The following is a 10,671-nucleotide window of genomic DNA, read 5'->3' on the forward strand; positions in this document are numbered from 1 at the left end:
ACAATTAAAGATGCAATCGAAAGTAAGGAAGAAAAAATGCTTCCTGGTCTTGGTGTTTTATTTGAAATCATTTGGGAACATTCAAATCGCGAGGATCAAGAAGAGATGCTTTCAACCCTTGAACAAGGATTAAGTAGCTAATAAAAAAGGAGCTCATATGAGCTCCTTTTTTATTAGCTAAATGTAATTTCATTTACTTTGTCACGGTCAAGTCTCTTCACAACTTCTGTAATCAACTTCACTGTATTTTCATAATCATCACGATGAAGCATTGCAGCATGTGAGTGGATATAACGCGTTGCAATTGTAATAGAAAGCGCAGGAACTCCGTTTGCTGTAAGGTGAATAGCACCAGAATCCGTTCCACCGCCTGCCATTGCATCAAACTGATACGGAATATTCAACTCATCTGCTGTATCTGTTACAAGGTCACGAAGGCCTTTATGAGAAACCATTGAAGCGTCATAAAGGATAATTTGAGGACCATTCCCCATTTTACCTAATGCTTCTTTTTCTGTTACACCAGGTGTGTCTCCTGCAACCCCAACATCAACACCAAATGCAATATCAGGTTCAATTTGTGTTGCAGATGTGCGAGCACCTCGTAAACCAACCTCTTCTTGAACAGTACCAACTCCATAGACAACATTCGGATGATTTTCATTTTTTAATCCTTTTAAAACATCGATTGCAATAGCACAACCAATTCGGTTATCCCAAGCTTTTGCTAGCAACATTTTTTCATTCTGTAGCACAGTAAACTCAAAATATGGGACAACTTGGTCTCCAGGACGAACGCCAAACTCTGTCGCTTCCTCTTTACTGCTTGCTCCAATGTCAATGAACATGTCTTTAATTTCAACCGGTTTTTTTCGCGCTTCTGGAGGAAGAATATGCGGTGGTTTTGAACCGATAATCCCTGTCACATCTCCTTTAGAAGTAACAATTGTGACACGCTGGGCAAGCATAACTTGTGACCACCATCCTCCAACGGTTTGGAAACGAATAAATCCTTTGTCATCAATATTTGTTACCATAAAGCCGACTTCATCTAAATGACCCGCAATCATAATTTTGGGACCACTTTCATCTCCCACTTTTCTTGCAATTAAGCTTCCTAAACGATCCGTTGTCACGTCGTCTGCGTAAGATGATATGTACTTCTCCATAACGGCACGAACTTCGCGTTCATTTCCCGGAATTCCTTTTGCGTCTGTTAAGTCTTTAAGCATTGTTAGAGTTTCATCAAGTTTAGCCACCCTGTTCAGCCTCCTTAAAGGTAAATTCTTTTTCATTATATCGAAAAAGAACTTTTTATTCTAATATCCTTGCTCTTGACGCTTAAAATTTTCTTCGTTTTTCTCTAAATATGCACGTTTGATATCCTCAGCCGAAAAGCCTAGAAGATAGCCAAGCTGTAAATAAGACGAGAACATTGCCTCATAGTGCTGTTCCTCTTGATTGACTTGAAAGGCAGAAATGGTTTGATATGCGTATAAAAACTGCTCATTTATATTATTGTCATTTTCTTCTTTTTTAAAATCTTTTTCTTGGTCAATATTTATTTCAAGTCCTAGAGAAAGAATGAAATGGATTCCGTCTACATACTCTTCTAAGATTACTTCTCGTTCTGCCGGTTTCTTTAAACTCCAAAATTTAAAGCAGCGCGTCTCATTTGCAAGCTCTCCTAATTCCACAAGAAGAGCTAGCGTTTTACGTTGAATTAATGATTCTTCCTGTAACCCGTGTTTTTGCTCAATATGTGTATCAAGCTCGCGTTGCATTGAAAATAACTGTGTAAAGTTCATAAAGTATTCTCCTTTTTATTTCAATATTATGTAGATAAAAGCAATGTGAAACACCATAAAAAGCGGAAAACCAACTGTAAAACTTGGATGTTTCGTTTTGTGACGATAAGTGTACATCCCAATGATTCCGCCAAGTGCTCCTCCAAGCAGGGCGATTAGAAAAAGCGTTTTTTCTGAAATTCGCCAAGCATGCTGTTTGGCTCTTTTTTTATCTTCTCTCATTATGAGTAAGCCAATTATATTTACAATGACATAATAAATTACCATATATAACTCCTTAATAGAAAAGCTCTCCTCTTCATTATAAAGAGCAGAGCTTTTTTCGTCCAAATAAAAAAGGTGCCGCTTGGACACCTTTATATTATTTGTTTAGTTGAGCTTTTGCAGCGTTTGCTAATTCAGCAAATGATTTCTCATCAGTGATAGCTAGGTCTGCTAGCATTTTACGGTTAACTTCGATACCAGCTAGTTTAAGACCATGCATTAAACGGCTGTAAGAAAGACCGTTTGTACGTGCAGCCGCATTGATACGTGTGATCCATAGTTTACGGAAGTCACGTTTCTTTTGACGACGGTCACGGTATGCATACATTAGAGATTTCATAACTTGTTGATTTGCTACTTTATATAAACGATGTTTAGAACCGAAAAAACCTTTAGCTAACTTAAGTACTCTTTTGCGACGACGACGCGTCACTGTTCCGCCTTTTACGCGTGGCATAATAATTCCCTCCTGTGTATCTAACTATAAATTACTTAACGTTGTGTAATAATTGGTTGATGCGTTTGTAGTCTCCAGAGCTTACAAGAGCACCCTTGCGTAGTTTACGCTTTTGTTTTGTTGATTTGTTTGCAAATAAGTGACTTGTGTAACCGTGAGAACGTTTAAGTTTACCAGATCCAGTTTTCTTGAAACGTTTTGCAGCTCCACGATGTGTTTTCATTTTTGGCATGAGATGTTCCTCCTCATCTAATTTTAAAAATTATTTATCCGTCTTAGGCGTAAGCACAAGAAACATGCTACGACCGTCCATTTTCGGAGCAGATTCTACAGCAGCAATATCTGCACATTCTTCTGAAAAACGGTCAAGTACACGCTGACCAATCTCTTTATGAGTAATGGCGCGACCTTTAAAACGAATAGCCGCTTTTACTTTATCACCTTTTGATAAAAACTTGCGTGCATTGCGAAGCTTTGTATTGAAATCATGTTCATCAATAGAAGGGCTCAAACGAACCTCTTTCACATTGATCACTTTTTGATTTTTACGTGCTTCTTTTTCTTTCTTTTGTTGCTCGAAGCGGTATTTACCATAATCCATAATACGGCATACCGGTGGCTTTGCGTTTGGCGCAACTAGCACTAGATCTAAGTTTACACGACCTGCCATTTCAAGCGCTTCTTGTTTAGATTTAATTCCGGCTTGATCTCCGTTTTGATCGATTAAGCGTACCTCACGAGCGCGGATGCTCTCATTGATTAAAGTGTTATCCTTGCTAATAAGTAGCCACCTCCAAGGTTTTATAGGGAATACGTTTGGGATTGAAGCACTCTGTTGATAGTAGTCAATAAAAAACGTGTGAGCACAGAGCACCCACACGTCAGCTTTTATATTATCATAAAAGTTGTGTTGAAACCTATCAACTGCAAAAGATGCGTCAATCAGGTGAGAAGCGGGTGCCTCTTCTTTCCACAAACAAGTATTCAATTTACCTTAGAAATCATATCACATCTCAACTGAGCATGTCAACAAATTGCTTTAAAGTGCAACAAAAACTATTTTAGCAGAGCACTCAAAAATATGCAACAATTTTTATCAATAAATTACTTTCCTTTTTGTTCAACTTCGTTTTTAAGAGCTGAAAGGAAGGATTCAAAGCTTACTGTTTCTGACTTTTGCTCACCGTATTTTCGAACGTTTACAGCTTTCTCATCACGTTCTTTGTCTCCTACAACAAGCATGTATGGAATCTTTTGCATTTGAGCTTCACGAATCTTATATCCCATTTTTTCATCACGCTCATCAATTTCAACACGTAATCCTGCTTGACGAAGCTCATCTTCAATTTGTTTTGCATACTCTAAATGCACGTCAGGTGATACAGGAATGACTTTTGCTTGAACAGGAGCAAGCCAAGTTGGAAATGCACCTTTATACTCTTCAATAAGGAAAGCAACAAAACGTTCCATTGTTGATACAACTCCACGGTGGATAACGACAGGACGATGCTGTTTGCCATCTTCTCCAATGTAAGTTAAATCAAAACGCTCTGGAAGTAAAAAGTCAAGCTGAACAGTTGAAAGTGTTTCGTCTTTGCCAAGAGCTGTACGAACCTGAACGTCTAGCTTAGGACCATAGAAAGCTGCTTCTCCTTCTGCTTCATAGTAATCAAGCTCAAGATAGTCCATCGCTTCTTTAAGAAGAGTTTGAGCTTTGTTCCACATTTCGTCATCATCATAATACTTTTCTGTATCTTCAGGATCACGGTAAGAAAGACGGAATGAGTAGTCGTTTAATCCAAAGTCTTGATATACTTCTTGAATTAGACGAACAACACGAACGAACTCATCTTTAATTTGGTCCGGACGAACAAAAACGTGAGCATCATTAAGCGTCATACCTCGAACACGTTGAAGTCCTGAAAGCGCTCCAGACATTTCATATCTATGCATTGTTCCAAGCTCCGCAATACGAATTGGAAGTTCGCGATAGCTATGAATATCCTGTTTATAAATCATCATGTGATGCGGGCAGTTCATCGGGCGAAGAACAAGCTGTTCATTGTCCATTTCCATAACAGGGAACATATCGTCTTGATAGTGATCCCAGTGACCAGATGTTTTATATAGTTCACTGCTTGCAAGAACTGGAGTGTATACATGGTCATAGCCAAGACGCTCTTCTTTATCTACGATATAACGTTCAATAATACGACGAATTGTTGCACCTTTTGGCATCCAAAGCGGCAGGCCTTGTCCAACTTTTTGAACGTTTGCAAATAGGTTTAATTCTTTACCAATTTTACGATGATCACGTTCTTTTGCTTCTTCAAGAAGACGCATATGTTCTTTCAGTTCATCTTTTGTAAAGAACGCTGTTCCATAAATGCGTTGAAGCATTTTATTTTTGCTATCTCCACGCCAGTAAGCTCCTGCTAAACTTAGAAGTTTGAACACTTTAATCTTGCTTGTTGAAGGTACGTGTACACCGCGACAAAGATCAAAGAATTCGCCTTGACGGTAAATAGACACTGTTTCATCTGCTGGAATAGCATCTAAAAGCTCAAGCTTTAAGTTGTCACCAATCTCAGCAAACATTTTGTTTGCTTCATCACGAGATACTTCTTCGCGAACGATTTGTAAGTTTTCATCCACAATTTTTTGCATCTCTTTTTCAATCTTAGGTAAGTCTTCAGGTGTAATAGATTCTTCCATATCGATGTCGTAGTAGAACCCACTTTCAATAACTGGACCAACGCCAAGTTTAACATCATTACCATATAAGCGTTTAATAGCTTGAGCCATTAAATGAGCTGTACTGTGACGAAGAATTTCAAGCGCTTCTTTTGAACCTTGTGTTAAGATTTCAATTTTTCCATCTTCTTGAATTGGGGCTGTTAAGTCAATTTCTTTTCCATTTATTTTACCTGCAATTGCTTTTTTGCGAAGTCCAGGACTAATTGAAAAAGCTACATCCTCTGTTGTTGTTCCCACTTCGAATTCTTTTACTGATCCATCTGGGAATGTTAACTTTCTTACTTCCGCCATTTCGGTCACTCCTTTTAAATGTAAAAAATAAAAAACTCGTCCCTAAAAAAAGGGACGAGTTATGTATATAATCATCGTGGTTCCACCCTTGTTTCTGCTCATGCAAAATAACCGCACTAGAACAGCTCCAAGTGTTGATAACGGGGGCTCCCGTCAGCAATTAATAAAGCACATGCTCGTTCACTACTGAAGTTTAGAGGTGGTAAACATATGAATCGTGTTAGGAAGCTCACAGCTTTATCTTCCCTCTCTGCAAACCGTATTGCATACGTTCGTGTCCTCATCATTACTTTTGTTATTTAAAAAATGTACGTTCCTATTATAAGAATAATCCTGTCGTAAATCAACCTTTACTTTGGGAAGGAGGCGGAAATTTTTGAAGTGGAAGAAGACAAACACGTTCTTCAAAAATCGTCTGGATAGTGGAAATTAAAACATGATCCCATTTATCTGTATAAAGGTGAATTTTACGCGGAGCCCATTTTAAAAGCGGGGCAATAATTCTTTCATTCACGCGTAAAGACGGATATTCTGTTAGAAACTCTTTTCTTGCTTTTTCAACGCTCTCTTTAGTTATCTCCAAAAATGGCTCTTCATAAAACCGAAATTCACCATTATATACAATGGAAATATGCTGAAACCACGTTTTCTTTTTTTGAATAATATCACGTAATTCATGAATAAAAACTTGATAGTCTTCTTCTTTCTCATGCTCTTCAACGCCAAGCTGAATATAGTGATAAATTCGTTGATAGTACTCTTTTAACCGAAATGTTCTAAAGGCATCAAAAGAGAAAGCTAAATCTTCTTGAAGGAAATCTTGAACAGCTTCATTTACAAGTTGCCACCTTGAATTTTTGTAAAGGGAACGTTCTTTTTCATCACACTTTATAACAGAATAGATTGTTGCAAAAAGCCGCTGCTGCTCTTCCCATGTACTATATAAAGAGAGGTCTTCTAAAAGATATGAAACAAATTTCTCTTCTTTCTCTCGAATAACATACGTTGTAAAAGCAGGTACAATAATATTTTTCATTGTCGTTTCTCTATGTTCATTTATATGAATGAAAATTTTGGTATTAATTCGATTAATTGTACAAAGCCTGTTTACACGCGTTCTTCTTCGAAAATGCTTTAATAAGTTATGCATTATAATTGCTTCATCTTCTCGTTCGAACGTTACACTAATCAAACAATTCCCCCCTTACCTAACATCGTCCCTTACATATATATGGAAGGAAAGCAAAAAAAATGAGCAAGTCCATTACTTTTCGTAATAGACTTGCTCATTTTTGTTCTCTTCGGTTTTCCCCAACCAAATTCACAGGAGTTGCAAGGGCTTTAACCCGCTCTACAATTCGAGCTGCTTTTAGCGCTTCTTCTTCACCACGCTGTGAGTATGTGAAATGATGTGTAAGCTCTTTGATTCCTAAATTTGATGTAAAGAATGTCGGTAAACTTTGATGCATTCGGTACTGAAGAATTGTTCCAATAATATCATCTCGTACCCAGCTGCTCATCGCCTCTGCCCCAATATCATCTAACATAAGTATAGGAGCTGTTTTCACAAGCTCAATTTTTTCTCCTAAGCTTGAATCTTTTAAAGAGTTTTTAAGCTCGCGTAGAAATTCAGGCAGATAAACAAGAATAGACTGAATGTTTCGCTTTGCTAACTCATTTGCAATGGCACCTAAAAAATATGTTTTTCCAACGCCAAACGATCCATATATATATAAACCTTTAGCAGGCTTTCCGTTTTCATAGTTTTGTAAAAACTCATGAACAAGCGTTAGCGCTTTAGCTCGCCCTCGTTCCATATCAATATTCCCCATTTTAGCATCCAAAATTTCACGAGGAAGATGAAGGCTTTTAATAAGGGTTTTGTACTCTTTTTCTTGATCATGGGCAATTTTATTTGGACAACGATCATATTGTAAATCAATTGTTTTTCCTTGCAAAGTAAGCTTTGGCTCATATCCTTTCACTAAATTAATACATTGATCTAATGATGGACAGCTTTTGCACTGTTTACTTTGAGTTGTATACTCATACATCTTCATTAAGCTACGATCAATCATCTTATCGTCAATTTCTGCTCGATGTTCTTGCAAAAATTCCTGCACTTCTTTTTGATTTGTCACCATCATGCGCATTTTAGAAAGCCGTGTTTTAAAATCTGGCTTTTGCATTACTTTTTTTAAAGAACGATCAATTGGCTGCACTTTCCTCACCTACCTTCACTAGTTACAAGACACTAGCTATCGTATCGCTTTTTCGACAAAAAGACTACTCTTCTGACTCGCGATAGTGCTTTAATATCTCTTCCATTTTACGCTCTTCTTCTTTTATTTTCTCTTCATCATCTAGCTTTTCAACAGAATTTTCTTCTTTTTCTTTCAACCAATCAGGAACCATTTCTTTTCTTATAGGTTTTCTTGTCTTCTTATTTGTTGACTGCTTTTTCGTCTCTTCCCACTGCTGATATTCTTTATGCTCGTTCTTAGCGAGATCCATTGCTTCTTTTACTGTTTTAACTCCTTTTCGCGCCCAATGACTTGCAATTTTTTCTACGTATGACTTTGATAACTTCATATCTGTTTTAATCATCACGTAATAAATCAAAACATTCACAACCCCGGGTGTTAGCTTCTGCTTAAACATCACATCTTCAATAATTTGCAAATCTGCTTTTGAAGCTTGAGCACCTTGTGACCATCCTTCCAGAAGCTCTCTTGGCGAAATATTATTTAAAAGCGGAATGAGCTCATCTTCAGGATTTTGCCCTATTAGCTCTTTCTCTTCCTCTTTTAATTTATCAGGCTGTATTTTTTCGACAAGCGTTGGCAAACTTTCCCCTGATTTAAATAAATACGTGTTTTGTGCCGACTTTCGAAGATTCTCAATGTTGATTTCATCATTTTCATCAATTGCATCAATAACAACGTTTTTCATTTCTATCGGATCTATTTCATAAAGGAAGGAGATTTTTTGAATCGCTTCTCTCACTTCGCTTGTTAACGCTTTTTTAGGTACCATTGTATCACTAAGACCTGCTAGAAAAAGCTTAAAATCAAACGTGTGATCATCAAGTGATATACCGTTACTTTTTGCTTCTCCTACATATTTAAAGTTTTCTTTATTCGTTAGTGTGCTTTTTACTTCTTTTTGCACACTGCTTATTTCGCTCATATGTAGAGTTTGGAATGTGTCATTGAAAGAACGAGTAACGTCCTTGAACTGATCTTTTGACAGAGGGGGGTACAAGAAATGTTGTTTAACATTTTGAAAAACGTTTTTACCTAGTCGATTGTATAAATAAACGTTTAGAACACCATCATTAAAAAATTCGTGAGGAGTTAGCGGTTGTATTAATTCATAAACAAAAAGCCTATGCTCTTGCTCCTCCTTCACGAATGTTTTTAATAGACCAATTCCTTCTAACTTTTGACGCTCTCTATAGATTTCTGGAAGACCACACTGCATCATAGCCATTAAATAATGATGGGTGACTTCTTTTCCCCAGTGCTCTTTTTCTTTCAGTTGGCTCCATAATGTCATATACAAACTGTAGCCGATTGGACCGATAAGAGGCTGATAAAGCTTTGTAATAATTTGACGATCATAGTCATGGAGAATATCATTTGTATGAACAACATAACGATCAATAGCAATCAATTCTTTCCAATGTTGAGAAGTCATATTATTCGTACCTTTCTTCTCCGGTTATTTCTGCTGTTCTTTTTTAATTAATTCTTTTAATTCATCAATAAATACGTTAATATCTTTAAATTGACGGTAAACAGAAGCAAAACGAACATAAGCTACTTCATCAATCTTTGCTAAACGTTCCATTACCATTTCACCAATAAAATCAGATGAAATTTCAGATCCTCCTTGATTGCGGAGCTCTGTTTCAATTTCTCGTACTGTTTCCTCAAGTTTTTTTAATGGTACCGCTCTTTTTTCACAAGCCCTAATAAGACCGCGTAAGATTTTTTCTCGACTAAATTCTTCACGCACGCCATCTTTTTTAACAATAATAAGCGGAATTTCTTCTACTTTTTCAAAGGTTGTGAAACGATAATGACAGTATTCACATTCACGACGCCTACGAATAGCACGTCCTTCATCACTTGGTCGTGAATCTAAGACTCTTGTGCTATTTGAATGGCAAGAAGGACATTTCATATTCTCAGCTCCAACTTCTCACTTTTGTATTTTTATCTTATAGAACTTCTTTTATAAATACAAGGTTTATTACAAACAGTTCTACTTTCTACTACTTAGTTTGCCACTTATAAAAGGATATAACAAAAAAGAGGTGTACATAGACACCTCTTTCTACAGCTGTATTATTATAACGCATTTGCTTGATTTTGTTTAATTTGAACAGGACCCATTCCACGTGGAACTTCGATATTTTCACGAGTTGTTGCTCCTAGCTCTTCAGCAATGTAATCTGCTGCAATGTTAGGATCCATCTCTCCACATGTATAAACATCAATGCTTGCATAGCCGTGCTCTGGGAAACTGTGAATTGTTAAATGAGACTCCGAAATAATAACAACTCCACTTACACCTTGTGGAGCAAATTTATGAAAAGCTACTTCTCGAACTTCAGCACCTGATTTTAGCGCTGCATCAACGAACGTTTTTTCAATAAAATCCATATCATTTAACTTGTTAAAATCGCATCCCCATAGCTCTGAGATTACGTGACGACCAATTGTTTCCATACTTATGTTTCCCCCTTCAACATTTTTAAATACAAATTCCTTATAAGTCTCTGATCAATAACGCACGTTAACTACCACGGGGGAAAGTTAGTCCAAGGAGGTCCTAACCCTTTAAGTAGCTAGCCTGCAAAAGGCTTATAAGAATTTCACAAAACATAGTATACTTTGTTTATAATTTTTTTGCAACACATCTTTTTTAAATAAAAAAGAGAAATGCCACTTCGTTAGGATTTGTGAAGCTATATTTATTTATGATCTCATTTTTAAAATGAGAAATATTTCTATAAAGCTTTATTTCCAATTAAAATTATGTAAAAAAGCCCACCATTAAGGTGGGCTTTTCAGACCGTAGACAAAC

The 10,671-nt window shown here is 36.8% G+C and carries 13 protein-coding genes and 1 other annotated feature; of the genes, 1 reads left to right on the plus strand and 12 read right to left on the minus strand.

Going from position 1 to position 10,671, the window contains the following annotated elements:
• Positions 1–141: small acid-soluble spore protein SspI (gene sspI, locus MOC86_RS22855; RefSeq protein WP_268586253.1), on the plus strand; the 141-nt coding region annotated here is incomplete at its 5' end.
• A 32-nt stretch (positions 142–173) separates the two neighbouring features.
• Here sspI and MOC86_RS22860 read toward each other — a convergent pair.
• The 12 genes from MOC86_RS22860 to speD all read right to left on the minus strand — a co-directional run bounded on the left by MOC86_RS22860 (position 174) and on the right by speD (position 10,313).
• On the minus strand, positions 174–1,259 hold the full coding sequence (locus tag MOC86_RS22860) for a M42 family metallopeptidase (RefSeq protein WP_268586247.1): 1,086 nt from the start codon (positions 1,257–1,259) through the stop codon (positions 174–176).
• A gap of 60 nt (positions 1,260–1,319) precedes the next feature.
• Positions 1,320–1,808: a dUTP diphosphatase gene (locus tag MOC86_RS22865; RefSeq protein ID WP_268586248.1), complete on the minus strand. Its 489-nt coding sequence runs from the start codon at positions 1,806–1,808 to the stop codon at positions 1,320–1,322.
• A gap of 15 nt (positions 1,809–1,823) precedes the next feature.
• Positions 1,824–2,075 (minus strand): DUF1294 domain-containing protein, encoded by a 252-nt coding sequence (locus MOC86_RS22870; RefSeq protein ID WP_268586249.1) that lies wholly within the window; start codon positions 2,073–2,075, stop codon positions 1,824–1,826.
• 94 nt (positions 2,076–2,169) lie between these two features.
• Positions 2,170–2,529: a 50S ribosomal protein L20 gene (gene rplT / locus MOC86_RS22875; protein ID WP_019391237.1), complete on the minus strand. Its 360-nt coding sequence runs from the start codon at positions 2,527–2,529 to the stop codon at positions 2,170–2,172.
• A 31-nt stretch (positions 2,530–2,560) separates the two neighbouring features.
• Positions 2,561–2,761, minus strand: a complete 201-nt coding sequence (gene rpmI, locus MOC86_RS22880; RefSeq protein WP_019391236.1) for a 50S ribosomal protein L35 — start codon at positions 2,759–2,761, stop codon at positions 2,561–2,563.
• A gap of 30 nt (positions 2,762–2,791) precedes the next feature.
• On the minus strand, positions 2,792–3,334 hold the full coding sequence (gene infC / locus MOC86_RS22885) for a translation initiation factor IF-3 (RefSeq protein WP_268586254.1): 543 nt from the start codon (positions 3,332–3,334) through the stop codon (positions 2,792–2,794).
• Between the two features lie 40 nt (positions 3,335–3,374).
• Positions 3,375–3,504 (minus strand) — a sequence feature (ribosomal protein L20 leader region).
• Between the two features lie 129 nt (positions 3,505–3,633).
• Positions 3,634–5,577: a threonine--tRNA ligase gene (thrS, locus tag MOC86_RS22890; protein WP_268586250.1), complete on the minus strand. Its 1,944-nt coding sequence runs from the start codon at positions 5,575–5,577 to the stop codon at positions 3,634–3,636.
• 343 nt (positions 5,578–5,920) lie between these two features.
• Entirely contained in the window at positions 5,921–6,769 is an 849-nt protein-coding gene (gene ytxC, locus MOC86_RS22895) for a sporulation protein YtxC (RefSeq protein ID WP_061802186.1), read from the minus strand.
• Between the two features lie 94 nt (positions 6,770–6,863).
• Entirely contained in the window at positions 6,864–7,799 is a 936-nt protein-coding gene (gene dnaI / locus MOC86_RS22900; RefSeq protein WP_268586251.1) for a primosomal protein DnaI, read from the minus strand.
• Between the two features lie 64 nt (positions 7,800–7,863).
• Positions 7,864–9,276, minus strand: a complete 1,413-nt coding sequence (locus tag MOC86_RS22905; protein WP_268586252.1) for a replication initiation and membrane attachment family protein — start codon at positions 9,274–9,276, stop codon at positions 7,864–7,866.
• Positions 9,277–9,300: 24 nt separating this feature from the next.
• Entirely contained in the window at positions 9,301–9,765 is a 465-nt protein-coding gene (nrdR, locus tag MOC86_RS22910) for a transcriptional regulator NrdR (RefSeq protein ID WP_019391229.1), read from the minus strand.
• A 167-nt stretch (positions 9,766–9,932) separates the two neighbouring features.
• Positions 9,933–10,313 carry an adenosylmethionine decarboxylase gene (gene speD, locus MOC86_RS22915; RefSeq protein WP_019391228.1) on the minus strand — a complete coding sequence of 127 codons (381 nt, stop codon included), beginning with the start codon at positions 10,311–10,313 and terminating at the stop codon, positions 9,933–9,935.
• Between the last annotated feature and the right edge of the window lie 358 nt (positions 10,314–10,671).

The organism is Priestia endophytica, from assembly GCF_026790145.1.
GTDB classification, from domain to species: domain Bacteria; phylum Bacillota; class Bacilli; order Bacillales; family Bacillaceae_H; genus Bacillus_I; species Bacillus_I endophytica_A.

Coding starts and splice junctions, on each gene's coding strand:
- MOC86_RS22865 (WP_268586248.1), bottom strand. CDS start 1,808: ATGAACTTTACACAGTTATTTTCAATGCAACGCGAGCTTGATACACAT.
- MOC86_RS22870 (WP_268586249.1), bottom strand. CDS start 2,075: ATGGTAATTTATTATGTCATTGTAAATATAATTGGCTTACTCATAATG.
- rplT (WP_019391237.1), bottom strand. CDS start 2,529: ATGCCACGCGTAAAAGGCGGAACAGTGACGCGTCGTCGTCGCAAAAGA.
- rpmI (WP_019391236.1), bottom strand. CDS start 2,761: ATGCCAAAAATGAAAACACATCGTGGAGCTGCAAAACGTTTCAAGAAA.
- thrS (WP_268586250.1), bottom strand. CDS start 5,577: ATGGCGGAAGTAAGAAAGTTAACATTCCCAGATGGATCAGTAAAAGAA.
- MOC86_RS22905 (WP_268586252.1), bottom strand. CDS start 9,276: ATGACTTCTCAACATTGGAAAGAATTGATTGCTATTGATCGTTATGTT.
- nrdR (WP_019391229.1), bottom strand. CDS start 9,765: ATGAAATGTCCTTCTTGCCATTCAAATAGCACAAGAGTCTTAGATTCA.
- speD (WP_019391228.1), bottom strand. CDS start 10,313: ATGGAAACAATTGGTCGTCACGTAATCTCAGAGCTATGGGGATGCGAT.